We start from the raw sequence: 20,857 nt of genomic DNA on the forward strand, positions 1-20,857 counted from the left end.
ACTAAAGTCTAATGACTTGTTATCGTAAGCTAAGCAGCTTTACTTTAGCTGGTCAATAAATAAACGCCGAGCTCTCGCGAGCCCAGCGTTTGGGTTGACGTTATTTTATATCGGTTAGGCGAAGATAGGGTTTTAGTGTTTTCCAGCCTTGTGGAAATTTCTCTTTTGCATCATCGTCACTGACATTAGGACGAATAATGACGGAGTCGCCTGGTGTCCAGTCCGCAGGGCAAGCGACTTCTTCGCGATCTGTCGTTTGTAACGCATCAATCACGCGCAAAATCTCGTTGAAATTACGACCAACCGTCATTGGGTAAGTCATTATCAGACGAATTTTCTGGTTCGGATCGATAATAAATACCGAGCGAACCGTCGCTGTAGCACTCTCATTCGGGTGAATCATGTCGTACTTTTGAGCGACTTCCAGCTCTTTGTCTGCAACAATTGGAAACTCCAAAACGGTATTTTGAGTTTCGTTAATGTCGTTGATCCAGCCTTTGTGCGCGTCAACTGAGTCGGTAGAAAGCCCTAATGGTTTTACGTTGCGCTTTTTAAACTCCGGTGCTAACTGCGATGTACGCCCCATTTCTGTCGTACAAACTGGCGTGTAGTCAGCGGGGTGGCTGAAGAAAAAGACCCAAGAGCCTTTGGCCCAGTCATGAAAATTGATCGAACCTTCTGTGGTATCAATCGTAAAATCGGGTGCGGTATCACCAATACGTAATGTCATAGAGCTACTCCTAGTATGTCTTTTTAAGACGAAAATAGATAACCTTTAAATAGTAGCTGATTGCCCGCTTTACAAGGTGGTTAACTTATAACCTTTTACTCTACGTTAGACAGCTAAGTTATTAGCAGGAGTTACGTTTGTCTTTAGTTGTATTTTTGCCTCTGGTCGTTTGGGTTATGTTGGGCTTTTTTTCGCCCACGGTATTGACGAGTGTTGACTTACCGGTGCCAGAGAGTGTTATTGCCTCTTTGAGTTTGATCGTCGTTGTTGCGGGTTTTTTCCGACAATGGCAATGGTTTTATTGGTGCGCCTGGACCGCGGGATTTTATGCGGTGATTCAGTTGGGCTTGCAGCAGCCACTGAGCCAACAACCTGTGGCGGTTTTATATGAAGCGTTGCCGGTTTGGCTGTCGCTAACGGCGGTGCTGTTGGTGCTTATCAAGTTGCCGGTACTGTTTTCTATCAACGGCTTCTTGCTGTTTATTGCTGGTGGCCTTTTTCCCTTGTTACTGCTTATAGAACCATTTTCTGGCGCTGTGGCTCTGTTAAATCCTTCTGAAATGCTAAGCCTGGCTGGCGAATTTCCCGGTGTAGGCACGGCGCTATGGATGACTGCTATGGGAGGGGGATGGGCCACTATCTTGCTCTATAGACAAGCATCGGCGTTTCGCTGGAGTCAGTTAGCGGCCTGGTTAGCTTTTATGGTGTTTGTTATCGGCGTTGAGCAAACTGAAGCGTCAATGTGGGCTGTGTTGGTTGTTTCAGTTAGCTTCTTGCTGGCACTAGCCGACAGAATGTTAAAGCTGGCTTATATTGACGAGCTCACCGGGTTACCGCAACGCCGAGCGCTCATGAGTGAGCTGCAACATTTACGCAAGCGAAGTGCTGTATGCATGCTCGACGTCGATCATTTTAAGAAGTTCAATGATCGCTACGGGCATGAGGTTGGCGATCAGGTGCTTAGGCTGCTTGGTCGTATTCTAAAAAGTGTTAGCGGATTTAAAGCTTACCGATATGGGGGCGAAGAGTTCACTTTAGTGTTTTCACACAACAACGAAGAAAAGTTAAAAGACGTACTGGAAACTGTACGCTCAAAGGTGGCTAATTATCCGCTTGCTTTACGAGACCCTTCCCGACCTGAAAAGTCACGAAAAGGTAAAGAAAAACGTGGCAAGCAAAGCGACAAAAAAACGGTGAAAGTTACCATCAGTTTAGGAGCGACGACAAAAGCGCCCGGCGATACGCCCGACAGTATTCTGAAGCGAGCGGATGAAAACCTGTATGCAGCCAAAAAGGCGGGGCGGAATCGTTATGTAATGAGGTAAATGTAAAGAATTATTACAAAATTGGACAAATTGTAATCATAATAGTAGCGTTATTGTTGAGGGCAATCCTCAATCCTTAAATTTTCTATAACAAAAACAAGATGTACGTACACTTTGCTAGTGGCGTTTGTTTAAGGAGAGAACAATAATGCTAAGACTTAAAAGAACGCTCACGGCGTTATCGGTCGCTGCCGCTCTCGGTGTTGCGTCCTCAGCTTACGCTCAGGATACCGGTACGCTTCGTATTCAAATCACAGATAGTCAGGGTAACCCTGTTCCTAATGCAACGGTTAGCGTCAGCGCTCCAGATACATTAGTCTCACGGACAGCTGAAACTGATGAAGACGGTTATGTTCGCTTAGGCGGCTTACAGCCATCTCGTGAGTATCAGGTTGAAGTTGTTGAAGAGGGTTACTCGGACTTTGAATCTGGTAATGTTCGTGTTTCATCAGGCCAAACGTTTGAACTAAACTATGCGTTGAGCCGTGCGGGTGGTGATATTGAAACCATCGAGGTTACCGGTCGCGCGATGTCGACAATTGATACGACTTCCTCTACAACGGGGACTTCCGTTACACTCGATATGACGGAATCATTGCCAACGGCTCGTAGCTTCCAGGATTACTTGCAACTCGCACCAAGTACCAAGCCTTCACTTGATGGCAACCCATCGTCCAAGTCAGGTGTTAACTATTCCGACATCGGCGGTGAGTATGGCTCTTCTTCAGATAACGTGTACTACCTTGATGGTGTTAATGTTACCGACAACCAGACCGGCACCTTTGGCGCAAATATCAACTCTGAAATTATTCAGGAGCAGCGTATCTTAACCGGTGGTATTCCTGCAGAATATGCCGGTGGTCAGGGCTTGGTGACTCGAGTTATCACGAAGTCTGGTAGTAACGAGTGGAGCGGCTCAGTTAACTACTATTTCCAGAACGATAGCTTGGTCGCTGATAACGAGCACCTTTCTCAAAATAGCTTTGATACTTTTGATACTGCGGTCACTTTAGGTGGTCCAATCATCAAAGATGAACTTTGGTTCTTTGGTTCATACCAAATTAAAGAGCGCGAAGAAGACGTGACTGATCCGGTTACGGATACGAAGTTACGTAGCATCAGCGATGAGCAAGATCTTGGCTTCTTTAAATTAACCTGGCAGCCAACCGCGAATGACCGGTTTGTGGCGAGCTGGTTTAATGACCCTAGAGAAATTAGTGGTTCAGATGACCCGACGGTATTGAATAACAGGGATAGAGCTCAGGAACAAGGTGGGGATAACTACCGGATAGAATATTCTCGTTACTGGGACAACTTTATTCTTACTTTAAAGGCTTCAAGTCATGAAGGTGAAGTCTCAAATTTAGCTGCGGATAATTCGACTCGAAATGACGTTGCTTATCGAACTAACGGCGGTTTTGAACCAACGAACGCTGATACTGATAAAGGCGGTTACGGTGTTAACTCAATTAATTTCCGTAATAAAGACGAGTATCAGGCAACACTTGAATACTTCCTGGATACTTATGACTATGGTAGCCATGAGTTGAAAGCTGGTTTTGTCTATACGGTCAACGAAAATATCCAGGACAGTCAAGTTACGGGTGATGGTGCTCAGTATACGTCTATTGGTGCTAGAGAAAGTGGTACAACAATGGATGAGTATCTCAGTGGTGAAAATTGGGTTGGTGAAATTAGCTTATCAGCTGACGACCTGGAACGACTGATAACCGGTATGCAAGAAAGTGAAGACGCTGCTTTGTACGAATCTCGCTATGACAGCAATGGCGATGGCACTATAACGCCTGACGAACTGCGTAATGGTGTCGTTTTTGACTCGACTGAAGGAAACCCGACAGGAGATGTCAACGTTTACCGTTATAACGAGATTGAAACAGCTCAGGTTCAGATGGAAACAAAAGGCAAAACGTTCTTTGTTCAAGATACCTGGACAATTGATCAATGGACAGTCAATGCCGGCCTTCGCGCTGAAACTTGGGAACACTTCTCGTCTAAAGGCGATAAAATTGCTGAATTTGATTGGGAAGTTGCGCCGCGTTTCAGTGTTGTATACGACATAGATGGTTCGAGTAAAGTGTGGGGCTTTGTTGGTCGTTACTACGATCCAATTCGTACCAACATGACAGACTTTGCCGGTAACTTAACTGGTCCTGTTCGTCATGAACAAATTTACCTGGAAGATCGCTGGTTAACTTATCGCGTGCGCGGTGGTGAGCAAGTTCAGGATGCGTTTTTCGCGCCAACCACAAAAACCCCGTATACCGATGAGATCTTGCTTGGTTACGCCACAAATATTGCGGATAACATGAGCGTAGAAGTGACTTATACGGATCGTACAACCAAAGATATCCTGGAAGATTATGACCTTGGTTTATATACCGAGCAATTAGAGGGAACAGAGTTCTACTTGCCACTTTCATACTTTGGTTATGAGGAGAACCCAGGTTCTAACTACGTGATTGGAACGTTAGCAGGCGCTAAGCGTGACTACCAAGGTTTGCAGGTAGCGTTCACTAAGCATAGAACGCCATCAGACAACTGGTTCTTCAATGCGTCGTGGACTTACAACGATGCTAAAGGTAACAGTAACTCGGATAGTAATGCCGACTTCCAGGGTGACGTTGTATGGTTAGATCCAAGAGCTCCAGGAACTTATGGTGATCAACCAGGTAATATGGAACACTTGGTTAAATTATTCGGTAGCTATAAGTTTGATAACGGTATTGAAGTGGGTGCTGTTTATAACTGGAATTCAGGTACCATCTATAGCCGTACATGGTCAATTTACGGTCGACACTTACCGTTGCAAGGGGATGCTTACGAGTATGGCGGTGTGACCACAAACTGGTTAGCCGAGGACTCTATTGGCTCTCAAGAGTCTCCTGCTTATGGCACTTTGGATCTTCGTGTTAAATACACCCATAACTTCGGTGAAGATTATAAAGCTGAATTCTTCCTGGATGTCTTTAACGCACTGGATGATCAAGCGGTACGCCGCGAGCAAGATCTTGTTGCTGGTGACGGTGTTTATGCCTTTGGCGAAGGAGTTGACTGGGTTAAACCCCGTCGTTTCTACTTAGGCGCACGTTTATCGTTCTAGTCTCCCTGCTGGAGCGTTTTGTAACCCGGTGGCTTGCTACCGGGTTTTTTTGTTTTAAGTACTTGGCGATCTAAATTTAACGGAGTACGTTAAATTAAATACTATTAATTAATAAAAAGGGCGGACATGAGCTATATAAAAGACACTATCGAGACATTAAAGCAAACCAGCCCGGCGCAGTCGGAGTTTTATCAGGCGGTGGAAGATGTACTTGAATCGATAGAGCCTTTGTTAGAGGAGCGCCCTAAATATCGAGAACAAGCGATTATTGAGCGTCTGGTTGAGCCGGAAAGGCAAGTGATGTTTCGTGTACCCTGGGTGGACGATAGCGGTCAGATACAGGTCAATAAAGGGTATCGTATTGAATTTAATTCGGCATTAGGCCCTTACAAAGGCGGTTTGCGCTTTCATCCAAGCGTTAATGCCGGAATTATAAAGTTTCTTGGTTTTGAACAAATATTTAAGAATGCGCTGACAGGCCTGCCTATTGGCGGCGGTAAGGGAGGCTCCAACTTTGATCCTAAAGGTAAGTCGGACGCTGAAATCATGCGTTTTTGCCAATCGTTTATGAGCGAATTGTATCGCCACATTGGGCCAAATACGGATGTTCCTGCTGGGGATATTGGTGTCGGAACACGGGAAATTGGCTATCTGTTTGGCCAATATAAACGCTTAGCGAATCGATTCGACGGTGTTCTTACGGGTAAAAGCACGCTCTGGGGTGGTTCCTTTGTTCGTAAAGAAGCGACGGGTTATGGGGCCGTCTATTTTGCCGAATGCATGCTGGACGATAAAGATGACTCATTAGAAGGGAAGCGTTGTCTGGTATCCGGTTCTGGCAATGTGGCTATTTACGCGATGGAAAAGCTCTATGAACTTGGTGCTACGCCCGTGACTTGTAGTGACTCAAGTGGAGCGATTTACCATGACAACGGCATCGACTTAGACTTAGTAAAACGTATAAAAGAAGAGCAAAATGGGCGTTTAGAGGAGTATTTAGAAACTCACAGTAACGCAGAATACACACCACGAGATGATTATCCGGAAGATGGGCATACGGTCTGGCGTTATAAAGGCGACATCGCACTTCCGTGCGCGACTCAAAATGAGCTGACCGAAAAGGACGCCCAAGCCTTACTGGAAAACGGATGCAAATATGTGGTGGAAGGCGCCAATATGCCGTCAACACAAGCAGCTGTCGACTTGTTCATTGAAAGCAATACCGCTTACGGTCCGGGTAAAGCCGCGAATGCGGGAGGAGTTGCTACCAGTCAGCTGGAAATGATGCAAAATGCCAGTATGTTGCGCTGGTCGTTTGAAGAAGTGGATGAAAAGCTCAAAGGCATTATGCGTAATATTTTCAGAGATGCGAAGCGTACGGCTGAGGAATTTGGTCATCCGTCAAATCTGGTATTGGGTGCCAACGTAGCCGGCTTCCGTAAAGTCGCTGACGCTATGATTGAACAAGGCGTAGTTTAATTCTGGTTCTTGGATGTTTCAGTCAGTAGCGAAAGAGCATCACTGTTCACGTTGACTGACTGAGCATTGAGAACGACAACACCCCGGCTACCGTCTAAATAAAAGCCAACAAAACTGCTAAAGCCGGCCGTTTGGCCGTTGTGCCAAGCATATGGCTTACCGTTACTGTCTTCACTGATCATCCAGCTTAAGGCTTGTTGGCAGCAGCCTTCGATAGTTTCCCGTGGTTTGAGTAATGTTGATACAACCTTGTTGTTGTTAGCGCTTTTTCCCATGAGCGTTTGAATATAGCGAGTCATGTCATTGGGGCTTGAAACCACGGCGCCAGCGCCGGCCAGTGATTTGAAGTGCCAATGAGGCACCGGCTCACCGAGTACATTGTGTCCTGCTGTCAGGTTTGCCGGCTCATTATCGCTATTTAATGCGACATAACTGCTTTGCATACCAAATGGTTCAAAAATTCGTGTTTGTAATAAGTCCGAAAATGACGTGTCAGAGTGTTTAGCCAAAGCTTCTGCAAGCACTCCATAGCCAAAATTCGAATACTCGTAAGCTCTTTCGCCAACGGATGTGCTCGTCAGTGAAGACTCTAGCATGGAGTCATCAAAATGAGCGTAAGGGTCACTCTGGTCCGCATTGTCAAACAGGTTAGCCGGTAAGCGTGGCAGCCCACTATGGTGCACCGCTAACTCTTTTAAAGTGACATCTGTCGGGCCCTTTGACCAAAACTCATTAATGGACGTATTCAGATCCAGATTGTCGTTAGTTGCGGCCGCAGCTAATAAATAACCCACCATAGTCTTAGTGACAGAACCAATCTCATAAAGCGTATTGTCATCATGGTCGCCATAGAATTTCTTTTCTACTTTGTCTGGCATTATAACTACAGCGGTAGCGCCGTGTTCGCCAAGCTTGGGCGCGTCAGCGTTAGCCTGTTCCGTTCCCGATTCTAATTTCTTTAATGTGAGTGGGAAATCTTTGCCTTGCGTAAAAGTACCTGCGTATCCGTCTTCAGTCAGTTCACCAGAGAAGCTGGCTTGCAGCATTGGTGACTTAAAGCTGAGCTCACTGTCATTGATAACAAGTTCAGTCAGAGGAATGCCATAGCTTTGCTGGGCAGGGCTATCAAGCGTACCAATGTAACCATCGTGAACAACAGCGACGTTAAGTCGAAGCGGAAGTGTACTGTTTTCGGTAACTGGTAGCTTGCCGGCGTAGGTCGCTTCATACTTTAAACGGGCTTTGTCACTATCAGTCAGCTTGTGCATATCCAGGTTAAACGACTTACCTTGTTTAAAGGTGCCTATCAAAACATCTTCGTTCAATTTTCCCTGGTAACTGGCGTTTAAACTTTTGTCGGAAAAGCTGACTGTATTCTCTGTAATAGAAAACTCAGTCGGTTTATGTTCAAACATGCCCTGGTTAGGGCTGTCTAAAGTCAATTGACCGTCTTTTATTGAAAGGCCAATGGTCAGACTAACGCCCTCTTGAATTTCTAACTCCCCACGCCACATGCCATTAAGATCAGAGTTATACTGGCTAGCGAAAGATGCTGGGTGGCAGAGAACTGCCACCGCTATAACATTAAATAATACCCATTGAGTTAGTGTTTTCATGATATATCCTCAAAAGTTATTGAGTCTCCATGGTTCGATGAAACTCCGCCAGATCCTCTACAACCGTTTGATTCGGTAAGTCTGCATAAGGCTCGTCAGAGAATTTAGCGCCGCGAAGCTGTACTGAAATGCGAGCGGCGTCTGGGTTCATTAGCGTATCTTTATAAAAAGCCTTAGCGTCTGCCAGCGTTGTGCTTTCAACGGCTTTAATCAGCTGTTCCTTGCTGTCAAAGTCATAACGCTCAAGCGCTAAGTCTGACAGTATCGGAGCGACTTCTTCGCGCATATTCTTCGGTGTTTCTCTTAACGTTACCAGCGCGCTTTGTTTTAATTGAGCGAACTCGTCTTCGGTCATTGCTTCAAGCTGCGCCCAGTACTCGTCTTTGAACTTGTCAAAACGCGCCTGCATATCCGCCACGCTTTTAACCGGCGTTTGAATGTATAGACCAAAGCCTGCGTAATGATCAAGCGATGGTGCGAAAGCGCCCACTGCATAGGCTAGCTGTTCTTCGGTACGCAAGGTATCAAAAGCCGCCGTGCGGAAATGGCTTTGTAATACTGTACCCGCAGCCTGAGCTTTGAAGCCAGGCTCAGGATGAATGTGCGCATCGACTAAGGCGACGTCGGCCACCTCAAGATCTTTGCGTAGTACAACGGCCTTGTTTGATTGAGGAGACCAGAACTCGGCGGTCTCAAAGTCAGTGACTTCCCTGTTCTCAGGTAAGCTTGTTTTAACGCGCTCAACCGCTTCTGTTAAATCGGATTCGTTGTAATTACCAAAAGCAAACACGCGAATGGAATTATTACCTAACAGAGTGTCCATATAAGCTTCTAATTCTTCATTGGTAAGTGACTGAGCTGTGTCTATTAAGTCTGACTGCTCAAAACCACCTTCGCGAATTAACTGCCCATAGGCATCGAAGCTTTGGTAAATAGGGAACTGCTGACCTTTATTCTTAAGCGCACGAACATAGCGGTCAACGGCTTGTTTAAAGGCTTGTGGTTCAACCTCAAAGCTTAAGCCTTCAATAGCACGCTCAAGCAACTGTGGCTGCTTGTCGGTAAAGCCTGACACGGTCAGCGTCATACCGGTGGTGTCATTTAAGCTTAAATTCATACCGGCAATGTTGGCTTCGGTGTCCAGTGCACTAACATTCATGTTGTACAAATCTTTCCACAAAGCGCCTAATACGTTGGCTTTAATATTCTGAAGCGACGCAGGGTTATTTATTTGAATAGTGAAAATGCCGCGTGGTTGGTCGCCGTACAACTGACTTGGGTACTGCCATACCTGCAGGCCTTCTTCTTCAATAACCACTTGAGGTTTCTCAAACGCATCGTTATTTTTAATCTCGAAGCTTTCCGGCAGAAGCGTGTTGACCTTAGGCAAGTTAATAGCCATTTTTGGCTCTTGTTTCCAGCTCGCCATTTCTTCGGCGGTTATGTCTGTGACTTTGTACTTACCATCGTAGTAGTCAAGTTCGCTGTCATGCGGCTCATCTTGGCTTATGTACCAAACTCTTAAGCGTTCAGGGGTTAACTGCGACAGCACTGAGCAAATGGCCTCCGGGTTAAACTCCTGGTACTCGTAAGGCGCACTAATCGCGTATTCAGCGGGGTAATTTTGCATGGCTTGCGCAAGATTAGACACATAGCTAAACTCATCACCTTTTTCCAGGAAGCGGAAACGGTTGTTTAGACTGGTTTTAATTTCATTGAAATACTTTTTGTCGACGCCTTCAGCGCGAACTTTGTCGATATATTGCATGATGAGAGCGACGATGTCGTCACGCTGTTGCATGCCGTTGTCAGTCAACTCAATGTCCAGACGCATAACGCCGTAGTTTCCGTAAAACGTCGGTTGCGCAGAGGCATTTAAACTCGAAATAAGCCCAGCTTCTTTGAGCTTCTGAGCTGGCGTGCCTGGCATTTCAGAACCTAACAAGTAGCTGACGTAACGGTTAGGTTTTACCTTAAATTGGTCTTGATTATTATTGATGATGAACTCGAGTTTGAGTTGCTTCACATCTTCATTTGGCACGTAGTGAATGCGCTTTTTACCAACATCATCAAAGTTGATTTGTGCGGTCACTTCCGGCTCTTCAATCTTGTCATCTTCAATACTGGCAAAATGCTTACGTGCTAGCGCTTCCATGTCATCAAGCGAGCGGTTGCTTATCATCGCCACTTTCATAATGTTTGACGAGTAAAAGCGGTTATAGAAGTCGACAGTTTCCTGGTGCAGCTTACTGTCTTCTTTATCACTTAAGCTTTCCAGGTTGCCAATAAGGAAGCGGTTAGAAGGGTGAGAGCCAAGCAATAAACGACCGAGTTTAAATTGACCAAAAAAGTCCATCTCACGGCGCATCGACCATTCGGCGTTTACCGCATTACGCTCTTTATCCACATACTCAGGGTAAAGTTTTGGCGCTTTGAAGAAGTCAGAAAAGCGATCCAGACCCTCGTCGTAAGCCTCGTTATTCACCTTGAACATGTAGTTAGTAATGTCCAGCCATGTGGACGCGTTTTGGCTGCCGCCATTATTGCTCATAAACTCGCTGTAGCCGTTGGTGTCCGGGTATTTTTCCGTACCCAAAAACAGCATATGTTCCAGGTAATGGGCCATGCCTTGTTGTGATTTAGGGTCTTGCAACAGACCGACACCAACACTTAAGGAAGCCGCTGACTTATCAACATCAGGGTCTGACACCAGCATAACTTCAATGTTGTTATCGAGTTTCAACACGCGATAGCCACGCTCGTCGTTTGGGCTTTTAATCACTTTACCCGCGACAATACTTTGCGTATTCGGTGTTTCAGTAACGGTCTGGCTGCAGCCTGTTAGTAGCAGGGCAGAGCTAATAGCGCTCGCCAGGAGTAGCTTTTTCATGTTGGAGTCCCCGTTTATTCTTTAATGACTCAATGATACTCGGGCACTTCAGAGGCTTGAAGTTATTTTGTTAGTAATTTGTAACAGAGTGTTTAAGTGAGAAACCGGATGTGGCCAATAAAGCTTCTGGCGACCGGGCCGACACTGTCTGCATCTTCGAAATTAAGGTAAATGGGCATAGAGCGAGTGGCGCCTCGCTCAAGGTTTAATGTTACCAAGCTACCGTCGTCAATATGGGCTTTCACTGCCGACTCAGGCAGCCAGGCGAAGCCGAGATTTTTGCGAATCAGCTCAACAGACGTGGTTAAATGGCTGACAGTCCAGCGCTGCTCAGAACCCAGCCAACCTATGTCAGAGCTTTTCTCGATACCTGAGTCTCGTAGGACTATTTGACGACTATTCTTCAAGTCTTCGAGAGTGACAGACGCTTTTGATGCAAGTGCATGGCCTTTGCCGCATACGGCAATGAAGGTAACGTCGCTAAGCGCCTCGCTGAGTTCGTTATCGAGCATGAAAGGCGATAGAGAAACGGTTGCTAACCCTTTTCGTAAAAGCTCGTCGGCACCGGTTAATATGGTTTCAATAACTTCTATGTGCACCAGCGGGAATTCTTCAGAGACTTTTTCTAGCGCCTCGTACAGCACTTCTTTCGGAAACGCCTCATCAACAGCAATGTTCAGTGTCGATTCCACGCCCTCTTTCAGGTTCTGCGCGACATTTTCAAAACGTTCGGCTTCCGATAACAGATAATTAATACGGCGTAGCAAGAGTTTGCCGGCATGGGTTAACACCGTTTTGCGGCCATCGACCTCAAACAAATTAACACCTAATTGCTCTTCCATTTTATTAACAGCGTGATGAATGCTCGACTGGCTCTTGTGGACCTGCTGAGCCGCTTGCATAAAGCCACCATGATCAGCCACTGCTTTAAACATGCGCCATTGTTCGAGAGTTGATTTCGCCATTTACCAGTCTCTTGCTCGGTGTATTAGTTAGGATGATATTATGCTTTGGAAATATTTAACAGGACGCTGAATATGTTGGCTTTGTTACTCACTAAAACACTCGGGCTGTTTTTTGTAACCGCTATTGCTGAAATTGTAGGCTGCTATTTACTTTAACTGTGGTTGAAAAAGGTGAAAATAGTTGGCTGGAAAGCCCCCTGACTCTTCCAGAGGGCTTAAAACCTAAGGCTAGCGCATAGTAACAAACTCTTCAGCACTAGTAGGGTGCAGCGCTACAGTCGAGTCCAAGTCTGCTTTGGTGGCTCCCATTTTCAACGCAGTGGCGAAGCCTTGTAAAATTTCATCCATGCCCTCGCCAATGCCGTGAATGCCTACCACTTTTTCCTCTTTGCCGTGGCAAACCAGCTTAAAGTAGCTGAGCGCCCGGTGTGGTGTCACGGCATTGTACATTGCCGCAAATGATGACTTATACACGCTAATATTCTCTTCGCCGAACTTCAGTTTGGCGTCTTCTTCGCTCAAACCAACAGTACCAATGGTTGGGTGACTGAACACAACGGTAGGAATATTTTCGTAGTCCATGTGCGCGTTTGGCATGTTGTTAAACAGGCGCTCTGCTAATTGGCGACCTGCTTTAATCGCGACGGGGGTTAGCGCTGCGGCGCCAGTATTATCACCGACCGCATAAATGCCTTGCACATTGGTGTTCTGGAATTTGTCGACTTGAATGAAGCCGTCTTTGTCGAGTTCAACACCGGTGCACTCCAGGTTGATGTTGTCAGTAGACGGCACGCGGCCAATGGCCCATACCAGGCAATCAACACCTTCCATTGTTTTGCCGTTTTCAAAATGCAGGGTCAGTGTCCCGTCGTCCTGTTTAACGACTTCACGTACGGTGGTTTCGGTATGCAGCTCAGGGCCGTCTTGTTTCATGCGTTCAAGCAAGCCATCAGTAATGTCTTTGTCGAAGGTGCGCAGCGGGCGATCGCGACGAACCAGCAAGTGCGTGTCCGTGCCTAAGGCATGGAAAACACCGGCAATTTCAACCGCGATATAGCCGGCACCGACAACGGCCGCCTTTTTAGGCTGCTCGGTTAACGCAAAAAAGCCGTCAGAATCGATGCCATGCTCAGCACCTGGAATTTCAGGAATCATCGGGCGGCCGCCGGTCGCAATGGTAATATGGTCGGCAGTAATTTTCTCGCCATTAACTTCAACCGTTTGGTGGTCGACAAACTTGGCAAAGCCTTCTATGAACTCAACGCCATTGCTTTGGAAACCACGATGATAGCCTCCGTGAATACGTTCAATGTACGCTTCCCGGTTTTTCACCATAGTTGCCCAGTCAAAGCCCTTTTGCTCCAGGTTAAAGCCATACGAGGGTGAGTATTTAACGGCTTCGGCAATATGAGCGCCATACCACATGACTTTCTTAGGCACGCATCCCACGTTTACGCAGGTGCCACCAACGAATTTAGCTTCAATAACGGCGGCCTTTGCACCACGAATAGCGGCACGGTTGGCTGAGGCAATACCGCCACTGCCGGCACCTATCGCCAGATAGTCATAATGTCTGCTCATACTGCTTAACTCCTGTGCTTAATTCAAAAACTGCGCATATCTTGAATAAAAACCCCGTATCTTGCAAATAGAGACACGGGGCTGTCACGTTGTTTATACCGATAGAGGTAATCGAAAGATCAGTTTATAAAGCCGCTCTTAGCGACCGCCTGCCGGCAAGTTCTCTTTCACAAACTCGGTCATCATGGTGCGCAGGTGTAAGGTGGTACCTTCACCTTCATAAATACCATGAGAGCGGTTCGGGTAGGCGAAAAACTCGAATTGTTTACCGTGCTTAATCAGCTCGTTAACTAAGCGCTCACTGCCCTGGAAGTGGACGTTGTCGTCACCAGTACCATGCACTAACAATAAGTCACCTTCCAAGTTCTCAGCGTGTGTAATCGCCGATGTTTCTTTGTAACGCTCCGCTGACTCAGGCAATAACCCGGAGTAACGCTCCTGATAAATGGTGTCGTACAAGGTTAAGTCAGGTACTGGTGCCAGCGCCATACCCATGTGGTAGGCGTCCGGGTAACGGAACAGCGCATTCAGGGTTTGTGAACCGCCGCCACTGTGGCCCCAGATACCAACACGACTTTCATCAATAAAGTCCCAGCGCTCCAGCATCTGTTGCAGCGCGTCGTACTGGTCGCGTACGGTGACAACGCCCAGATTTTTATAGATGGAACGGCGCCAGTCAAAGCCGCGTGGTGACTTGGTGCCCCGGTTATCGATAGAGGCAACAATATAACCTTGCTGTGTCAGCATGGTGTGCCACAAATACAACGATCCACCCCATTTATTGGCTACCGTCTGTCCCCAGGGCTCGCCGTAAACGTAGAACAAAATAGGGTACTCTTTGCTCGGGTCAAAGTCGGTTGGCTTCATGATGTAGCCATCCAGCTCAAGGCCATCGCGCGCTTCAACACGGAAAAACTCAACCGGCTGTTTCTCGACGTTTTCGACCGCTTTTTGGACGTCAGTGTTGTCCACTACCGTACGAATAACCTTATGGTCCGGCAGAGAAATCATCTTGGTTACAGGCACCTGATTCACAGAGTGAAAGGTATGCTCTGCGTATTTGGCATCTTGCGAAATACTGTAGCTGTGGGTACCGTCCATGTCCGGCGTCAGACGTTCTAAGCGACCACTGCCGTCTAGGCTGGCGCGGAACAAATAACGCTCTAACGGCGTTTCAGGTGATGCAATAAAGTACACCCAACCGTCTGCTTCGTTGACACGCAGTACATCGACAACGTCCCAGTTGCCGCGGGTAATAGCGCTAATGCGTCCACTGTCACGGTACACGCGATAAATATGACGATAGCCGCTGCGCTCGCTTAGCCAGGTAAATTCTTGCCCGTCATTCAGAAAGTGAATGTCGTCGACGTACTCGGCCCATGAGTCAGTGCTTTCACGCAGTAATTCCTGTGCATCGCCTGACTCTATGTCAGTAATGAAGGCCCGGTTAATGTGTTGTTTGCGAGTAAGCTGCTGTATAAGCAGTTGCTCACTATTACCGGCCCACTGCATGCGTACTAAATAGTGCTGGCGCGGGTCGCCGGGAATATCCATCCACTGTGTTGTACCACCACTGGCCGGCATGACACCAATACGCATAGCGGCGTTGGTTTCACCGACTTTCGGGTAAGGAAACTTTTTAAGCGTAGGGTACAGTTCGTCGGTGTTATTGATCATGGTAAACACCGGCGTGCCTTCGGTATCGAGCTGCCAGTAGGCAATGTGCTGCCCATCCGGGCTCCAGCGGAAACCGTCACGCAGGAAGAACTCTTCCTCATTCACCCAGTCGAAGGTACCGTTCACAATGGTGTCGTTACCGTCTTTGGTGAGCTTGTTAATGCGGAAGCTGTTTAAGTCCTGCACGTAAATGTTGTTCTGCATCACATAAGCGACTTTGGTGCCCTGCGGGTTAAACTTGGCAAACTGCAGTGTCGACTCGGGGGCGTTGCCGCCAAGTTTCTTCAGTTCATTATTACTGCGGTTTAAGACCCAATAGTCGCCCAGCGTATGGGTGCGCCATGAGCGTTTTGTATTGGTAAAAATTAATACTTTGTTGCCATCGTCAGACCAGACGTAGTCAGCAATATGCAATGCTTTGTCTTTACCTTTTGGCGTCAGTTGTTCGGCGCTGACTAACACGGTGCGTTCGTTAGTCTCCGGATGGTAACGGACAATGTCGCGACCATTCGTAGACTCGGACTCTTCCAGTGTTGTATAACCTGAGCCATCTTCCAGCCAGCGAGTCGGCGCGGGATGCTCAACGTTAAAGGTGTCGCTGGCAAAGATTTTCTCAGGTGTAAGCTGGCTACTACCAGTAACCTCAGCTTGCTTAGATTCTTCTGAGGACTGTGTGCCGCCCAGGTTACTACAGGCGCTTAAGGTGACAATGGCCGTAATTCCAGCCATTAAGCGCAAAGAGCGAAAAGAGGTGTCAGACATGACATTTACCTTTATTCTGATTTATTAACGATTTGATAATACCGTAAAAAACGCAGGAAACCACATAAGCGTGGTTGAAGACTCGCTTAAAGACCCAATATCTACCGTAAGCATTTTGAAAAAATTGAGGTAACAATGAGCCAGAATCCGCTACTTGAACAAGGTCAACTTCCTGACTTTGAAAGCATTAAGCCAGAGCATGTAAAACCTGCGGTAGAACAATGCATTAATGATGCACGAAAAACGATTGACGACGTGCTGGCGCGAGGGGATTTCAGCTGGAACGGCTTAATTGAACCGTTAACCGACGCCGATGAAAAGTTAGAGCATGTGTGGGCGCCGGTGTCGCATTTAAATTCGGTGGTTAGTACGCCAGAGCTTCGTGAAGCCCATGACAGTTGCCTGCCGTTGCTGTCTGACTATGCAACGTATGTGGGTCAGCACAAAGGCTTGTTTGATGCCTACGAAACGCTGCGTAACAGTGATGAATTTACCGAGCTGACCGAAGCTCAGCAGAAGCTCATTAACGATACCTTGCGTGATTTTCGTTTGTCGGGTGTCGATTTACCTGCGGACAAAAAGAAACGCTACGCTGAAATTTCGTCTCGTCTATCTGACTTATCGTCGACGTTCAGCAATAACTTGCTGGATGCAACTCATGCCTGGACGTGCTTAATCACGGACGAAAGTCGCTTAGCCGGACTGCCTGACAGCATTAAAGAAGCGGCGAAAGAAACCGCGGCCGATCAGGAAAAAGAAGGCTGGTTATTTACTCTGGACATTCCGAGCTACCTACCTGTGATGCTGTATGCCGAAGACAGAGAACTTCGCAAAGACATGTATCAGGCCTTTGTAACGCGGGCTTCAGAAACCGGCCCTAACGGTGGTCAGTTTGATAACTCGGCAGTAATGGATGAGACCCTGGCTTTGCGCCATGAAATGGCGAAGTTGCTTGGCTTTAATGACTACGCTGAAATGTCGTTAGCGACGAAAATGGCGGAGTCACCCGAGCAAGTGCTGGGCTTTGTGAAAGATTTAGCGGACAAGTCCATGCCGCAGGCAAAAGAAGAATACGCCGAAGTGGAAGCTTTCGCTAAAGAGCAGGGCGTTGAGAAAATGGAAGCCTGGGATGTGCCATATTTCAGCGAGCAACTGAAGCAGCAACGTTATTCGATTTCTGATGAGTTACTGCGTCCATACTTCCCGGAACAGCAAGTGTTAAATGGCTTGTTTGACGTGGTTAAGCGCTTGTTTGGCATGACAGTGAGTGAACAAAAAGACGTAAAAACCTGGCACGAGCACGTGCGCTTTTTCCGCATTCACGACGCCGATGGTCACTTGCGCGGCAGCTTTTACTTAGACTTGTATGCTCGCCAAGGTAAACGAGGCGGAGCGTGGATGGCGGATTTTGTTGGTCGCCGAGTTCATGCCGACGGCGAGTTACAAAACCCGGTGGCGTTTCTAACCTGTAACTTCAGTAAACCCGTGGGTGGTAAACCTGCGCTCTTTACCCATGACGAAGTGCTGACGCTATTCCATGAGTTTGGTCATGGCTTGCATCACATGCTGACACAAGTTGATACGGCAGGGCTTTCCGGCATTAATGGCGTTGAATGGGACGCCGTAGAGCTGCCAAGTCAGTTTCTAGAAAACTGGTGTTGGGAGCCAGAGGCTCTGGCGCTTATTTCTGGCCATTACGAAACCGGTGAACCATTACCGCAGGAACTGCTGGATAAAATGCTGGCGGCACGTAACTACCAGTCGGCAATGCAAATGATGCGTCAGTTAGAGTTTTCCCTGTTTGATATGCGCATTCACCACGAGTTTGATGAAAGCAAAGGCGCGCGTATCAGCGAAATTTTGAGTGAAGTTCGTGAGCAGACCTCAGTGCGCATTCCGCCAGAGTACAACCGGTTCCAGCATAGTTTTGGACATATCTTCGCTGGTGGTTATGCTGCGGGTTATTACAGCTATAAATGGGCAGAAGTGTTGTCGTCAGATGCATTCGCACGTTTTGAAGAGGAAGGTATTTTCAGTGCCGCCACTGGGCGTGACTTCCTGCTAGTGATTTTGGAGCGCGGTGGCAGCCGTAAAGCCGCTGACTTATTTCAGGAGTTCCGCGGTCGCGAACCCAGCGTGGAACCGCTGTTACGTCATAGTGGCATCAAGGCTGCGTAACTATTAGGGCGCTGAGGCTATGAGGGCTCTTCATGAGGACGCCGTAGCCTGACGTTATTACGTCAGGTGCGGTATGGCCACTTGTGCCAATGCTTAATTATTGATCTTTGCTCTAAAGCTCATCGATCTCTCCTGATGCAATAGCATCAGGCGACAGGTGGATTATGCCAAGTTGGCCATAACTAAATTAACCACACCAACCAGACCTAAAACAAACAAAATGGTCAGAATAACGCCAATGATGATATAGGCTTTGGGGTTACCATGTTGGAAATCTCGTTGGCGGTTTTTCTCAGTTTGCACACCCAAAAACGCCGCCAGTACGCTGACAACCATGCTAACTAAACCGGGTTTTTGTTGTGTGTTTTCCTGCTGTTCAGACATGAATGTACGTCTTAACGAGAGTAGTTGTTTTTGTAACGTTCTTTTTGAGCGTCGCTAGAGCTCGAGAAAAGCTCTATTAGGTCAAAAAAATGGAACTGTACTGAACGGCTGTGACCTTTTAACCAGTCACCCCAAGTGACTTCTCCGGCTGCCAGTTCGCATTCTTTTTTCAACTGATTATTTTCACTGCCGGCAAGGAGTTGTTGGCATTGTTGAGTGGCATTTTGCTGGGCAAACAGAGTGCTAGGCGTTACCGCTGCAACTGAGGCAAGAGCCATCAGTGTCAGTGATAGAGTAACTATAGATAAGCGCATAACGTCCCCCAAAAGCATTAGACTGAACAATTTATCAGCGATTTTGTAAAAATTCCAGTCATCGATACGAATTTTTTTGTCCGCGGTTAGCTGCTACAATAGCCGCCACTTTTGACACCTTGGGATAAATAACGATGAAGCCTTTAATAGCCCCTTCTATTCTGTCCGCAGATTTTGCGCGTTTAGGTGAAGAAGTTGAGTCCGTATTAAATGCTGGCGCCGATGTTGTCCACTTTGACGTAATGGATAATCATTATGTGCCGAATCTGACTATTGGTCCGATGGTGTGCAAGGCATTGCGGGACTATGGCATTGAAGCGCCTATCGACGTGCATTTAATGGTTAAGCCGGTGGATAGAATTATTCCTGATTTTGCAAAAGCCGGTGCTTCTATTATTACCTTCCACCCGGAAGCGTCTGATCATGTGGACCGCACTTTGCAACTCATTCATGAGCATGGATGTCAGGCTGGACTGGTATTGAACCCAGCGACACCTTTGCACTACTTAGACCATGTTATGGACAAGCTTGATGTGATTTTGCTGATGTCGGTCAACCCGGGTTTCGGTGGTCAATCGTTTATTCCATCAACGTTAGATAAGCTCAAAGCGGTGCGCGAGCGAATTAATGACAGTGGTCGTGATATTCGTTTGGAAGTGGATGGCGGTGTCAAAGTTTCAAATATTGGTGAAATAGCAGAAGCGGGCGCAGATATGTTTGTGGCAGGCTCGGCTATTTTTAATGCGGATGATTATGCCAGTGTCATACAGACCATGCGTGATGAAATTGCTGCAGTAACAGGCTCGTAGAGGAAAGAAGAAGAATGTCGAAACCAATTGTATTAAGTGGTTGTCAGCCGTCAGGGCAGTTGTCTATTGGAAACTACATTGGTGCGTTGCGTCAGTGGGTGAATATGCAGGACACGCATGACTGTAAGTTTATGCTCGTTGACCAGCATGCAATAACGGTTCGGCAGGAGCCTGAGCAACTGCAGCAGGCGACGTTAGACGGTTTAGCGCTTTATTTGGCGTGCGGCTTAGACCCTGAGAAAAGCACCGTATTTATTCAGTCGCACGTACCGGAGCATGCACAGCTGGCTTGGGTGTTGAACTGCTACACGCAAATGGGCGAGCTGAACCGCATGACTCAGTTTAAAGACAAGTCGCAGCGTCATGCGAATAATATTAATGCGGGCTTGTTCACCTACCCCGCATTAATGGCGGCTGATATTTTGTTGTATCAGGCAAATGAAGTGCCGGTGGGTGACGACCAAAAGCAGCATCTGGAAATGACACGTAATGTCGCAGAGCGTTTCAATAATTTGTACGGTGATATTTTTACGATTCCTGAGCCTATGATTCCGAAAGTGGGCGCGCGGGTTATGTCGCTGCAAGACCCAACTAAAAAAATGTCTAAGTCGGATGACAACCCGAACAACTTTGTGGGTCTATTGGAAGAGCCGAAGAAAATCCTTAAGAAAATTAAGAAAGCGGTGACTGACTCGGATGAACAGGCGCGTATTTACTTTGATCCAACTGAAAAGCCTGGCGTATCTAATTTACTGAGCATTATGTCTGCCGCAACAGGTAAGTCGATAGACGAGTTAGTGCCTGAGTATGAAGACAAAATGTACGGGCACTTGAAAGTGGATGTGGCGGAGTCAGTGGTTGCTATGCTAGAGCCTGTTCAGCAACGTTACCATGAGATGCGCAATGATCAGGCATTCTTGCAAAGTGTTATGAAACAGGGCGCCGATAAAGCACGCGAAGCTGCCGCTAAAACTTTAAAAGATGTTTATAACGCCGTTGGATTTGTACCTTACCCAGAGGCGTAAT

At 47.1% G+C, this 20,857-nt stretch carries 14 protein-coding genes and 1 pseudogene; 7 read left to right on the forward strand and 8 right to left on the reverse strand.

The window, feature by feature from the left end; genetic code table 11:
- Positions 1 to 100 precede the first annotated feature (100 nt).
- Positions 101 to 730, reverse strand: a complete 630-nt coding sequence (locus CWC33_RS07015; protein ID WP_100691366.1) for a peroxiredoxin — start codon at positions 728 to 730, stop codon at positions 101 to 103.
- A gap of 137 nt (positions 731 to 867) precedes the next feature.
- Here CWC33_RS07015 and CWC33_RS07020 point away from each other — a divergent pair, with 137 nt between their 5' ends.
- The 3 genes from CWC33_RS07020 to gdhA all read left to right on the forward strand — a co-directional run bounded on the left by CWC33_RS07020 (position 868) and on the right by gdhA (position 6,655).
- On the forward strand, positions 868 to 2,055 hold the full coding sequence (locus tag CWC33_RS07020; RefSeq protein WP_232709771.1) for a GGDEF domain-containing protein: 1,188 nt from the start codon (positions 868 to 870) through the stop codon (positions 2,053 to 2,055).
- Positions 2,056 to 2,203: 148 nt separating this feature from the next.
- Positions 2,204 to 5,176 (forward strand): TonB-dependent receptor, encoded by a 2,973-nt coding sequence (locus CWC33_RS07025; protein ID WP_100691367.1) that lies wholly within the window; start codon positions 2,204 to 2,206, stop codon positions 5,174 to 5,176.
- 126 nt (positions 5,177 to 5,302) lie between these two features.
- Positions 5,303 to 6,655, forward strand: coding sequence for an NADP-specific glutamate dehydrogenase (gdhA, locus tag CWC33_RS07030; protein WP_100691368.1), 1,353 nt, complete (start codon positions 5,303 to 5,305; stop codon positions 6,653 to 6,655).
- Here gdhA and CWC33_RS07035 read toward each other — a convergent pair.
- From CWC33_RS07035 to CWC33_RS07045, 3 genes are all read right to left on the reverse strand, one after another.
- On the reverse strand, positions 6,652 to 8,271 hold the full coding sequence (locus CWC33_RS07035; RefSeq protein ID WP_100691369.1) for a serine hydrolase domain-containing protein: 1,620 nt from the start codon (positions 8,269 to 8,271) through the stop codon (positions 6,652 to 6,654). The two genes, gdhA and CWC33_RS07035, sit on opposite strands and share 4 nt — an antisense overlap.
- 16 nt (positions 8,272 to 8,287) lie before the next feature.
- A complete protein-coding gene (locus CWC33_RS07040) occupies positions 8,288 to 11,161 on the reverse strand; it encodes an insulinase family protein (RefSeq protein ID WP_100691370.1) in 2,874 nt (957 codons plus the stop codon).
- A gap of 92 nt (positions 11,162 to 11,253) precedes the next feature.
- Positions 11,254 to 12,126 carry a LysR family transcriptional regulator gene (locus CWC33_RS07045; protein ID WP_100691371.1) on the reverse strand — a complete coding sequence of 291 codons (873 nt, stop codon included), beginning with the start codon at positions 12,124 to 12,126 and terminating at the stop codon, positions 11,254 to 11,256.
- 72 nt (positions 12,127 to 12,198) lie between these two features.
- Between CWC33_RS07045 and CWC33_RS12805 the strand changes: the two are divergent.
- A pseudogene (locus CWC33_RS12805) lies at positions 12,199 to 12,276 on the forward strand (YnfA family protein); the annotation flags it as partial.
- A 78-nt stretch (positions 12,277 to 12,354) separates the two neighbouring features.
- On the opposite strand, the gene gorA reads toward CWC33_RS12805, so the two are convergent.
- Both gorA and CWC33_RS07055 read right to left on the reverse strand, forming a co-directional pair.
- Positions 12,355 to 13,707, reverse strand: coding sequence for a glutathione-disulfide reductase (gene gorA / locus CWC33_RS07050; protein ID WP_100691372.1), 1,353 nt, complete (start codon positions 13,705 to 13,707; stop codon positions 12,355 to 12,357).
- 138 nt (positions 13,708 to 13,845) lie between these two features.
- Positions 13,846 to 16,146, reverse strand: coding sequence for a S9 family peptidase (locus tag CWC33_RS07055; protein ID WP_100691373.1), 2,301 nt, complete (start codon positions 16,144 to 16,146; stop codon positions 13,846 to 13,848).
- 135 nt (positions 16,147 to 16,281) lie between these two features.
- Here CWC33_RS07055 and prlC point away from each other — a divergent pair, with 135 nt between their 5' ends.
- Positions 16,282 to 18,324, forward strand: a complete 2,043-nt coding sequence (gene prlC, locus CWC33_RS07060) for an oligopeptidase A (protein ID WP_100691374.1) — start codon at positions 16,282 to 16,284, stop codon at positions 18,322 to 18,324.
- A gap of 162 nt (positions 18,325 to 18,486) precedes the next feature.
- Here prlC and CWC33_RS07065 read toward each other — a convergent pair whose 3' ends face one another.
- Together CWC33_RS07065 and CWC33_RS07070 are read right to left on the reverse strand one after the other, a co-directional pair.
- Positions 18,487 to 18,708, reverse strand: a complete 222-nt coding sequence (locus CWC33_RS07065; RefSeq protein ID WP_100691375.1) for a DUF2970 domain-containing protein — start codon at positions 18,706 to 18,708, stop codon at positions 18,487 to 18,489.
- A gap of 11 nt (positions 18,709 to 18,719) precedes the next feature.
- Positions 18,720 to 19,022, reverse strand: a complete 303-nt coding sequence (locus tag CWC33_RS07070; protein WP_100692297.1) for a hypothetical protein — start codon at positions 19,020 to 19,022, stop codon at positions 18,720 to 18,722.
- A gap of 134 nt (positions 19,023 to 19,156) precedes the next feature.
- Here CWC33_RS07070 and rpe point away from each other — a divergent pair, with 134 nt between their 5' ends.
- Both rpe and trpS read left to right on the forward strand, forming a co-directional pair.
- Complete coding sequence (rpe, locus tag CWC33_RS07075; protein ID WP_100691376.1) at positions 19,157 to 19,831, forward strand: ribulose-phosphate 3-epimerase; 675 nt, start codon at positions 19,157 to 19,159, stop codon at positions 19,829 to 19,831.
- A gap of 14 nt (positions 19,832 to 19,845) precedes the next feature.
- Positions 19,846 to 20,856, forward strand: coding sequence for a tryptophan--tRNA ligase (trpS, locus tag CWC33_RS07080; protein WP_088767361.1), 1,011 nt, complete (start codon positions 19,846 to 19,848; stop codon positions 20,854 to 20,856).
- The last annotated feature ends 1 nt before the right edge of the window (position 20,857 follow it).

It is taken from the genome of Idiomarina sp. X4, assembly GCF_002808045.1.
GTDB lineage: Bacteria > Pseudomonadota > Gammaproteobacteria > Enterobacterales > Alteromonadaceae > Idiomarina.